Here is a 1,000-nt window from a genome sequence, read left to right as displayed (position 1 = left end):
GACACCACCCGGAACCACGTTCGCCTCGGTGAGCACCGTCTCCACGCTGGCCCCACCGGCACCCAGGCTCGCGAGCAGCTTCTTGAATCCCATGACCAATCCTTCTAGCTAGGACTAACCCTTTAACTAGCCAAAGGACGGTTGCCCTCAGCATGACCCTCTCCTGGCTCTGTAACGGAATTGCTTTTGTGCCGGCAGATGAGGCGGCCATGGATCGGCATACGAAGGTTTTCTGCCAGGGTACGGGCCGAGGGGTGTTCATCATGCTGGCAAGGCGCGACTCTGCTTCTAGGTAATTGATACTCATTCCGCCTTGGGTCTTCTGCGGGACCGCCACCGCGTTGCAACTGAACTTGATTGGGTGATGTCGGAGCCGTTCGCCTGACGGCGGCCGTTCAGCTTCGGTAGGTCTGGACTGTGAGATACGCACAGGGCGGCGGGTTGACCGATGCCGGGAGGGCCGCGCGGGAGCGTGTCCGGCTGCAGGCCGTAGAACGCTTCGAGGACGGGAAGAAGAACCGGGAGATCGCTGCCGCGCTGCGGATCAGCGAGCGGTCGGTGGAGCGGTGGCGCCGCCAGTGGCGCGAGCGCGGCGAAGCGGGGGTCCTGTCAAAGGGATCGCCGGGGCGTCCCAGACTCAGCGAGACGCAGGTAGCCCGGCTGGAGCGGGAGTTGGAGCGCGGACCGCTGGTCCATGGCTGGGCGGACCAGCGGTGGGCACTGGCGCGGGTGAAGACGCTGATCGGCCGGCTGTTCCACGTGACGTACACCGTCGAGGGCACATGGCGGTTGCTGAAGCGGCACGGCTGGTCGTGGCAGCAGCCGACCCGCCGCGCCATCGAGCGTGACGACGATGCGGTGGAGCTGTGGAAGAAGGAGGTCTGGCCGCGGGTAAAATCGCCGCGGTGAACCGTTCCGGGTTCGATAGAGACCTCAGATGTTGGTTGTGAGCTGGGGTTTTGTGGTGCTCAGGTAATGCTTGGCTTCGTATTCGGCCGGT

The 1,000-nt window shown here is 64.2% G+C and carries 2 protein-coding genes; one reads left to right on the top strand and one right to left on the bottom strand.

From position 1 onward, the window contains the following. A partial coding sequence (locus ACFWUY_RS42130; RefSeq protein ID WP_384122366.1) for a sporulation protein occupies positions 1-93 on the bottom strand: 93 nt, incomplete at its 3' end. Between the two features lie 324 nt (positions 94-417). On the opposite strand from ACFWUY_RS42130, the gene ACFWUY_RS42125 reads away from it, so the two are divergent. Continuing rightward, complete coding sequence (locus tag ACFWUY_RS42125) at positions 418-909, top strand: winged helix-turn-helix domain-containing protein (RefSeq protein WP_384122531.1); 492 nt, start codon at positions 418-420, stop codon at positions 907-909. The last annotated feature ends 91 nt before the right edge of the window (positions 910-1,000 follow it).

Source organism: Streptomyces sp. NPDC058664, assembly GCF_042716635.1.
GTDB lineage: Bacteria > Actinomycetota > Actinomycetes > Streptomycetales > Streptomycetaceae > Streptomyces.
The sequence above is the reverse complement of the archived record's forward strand: the minus strand, read 5'-3'. Positions and strand labels throughout refer to the sequence as shown.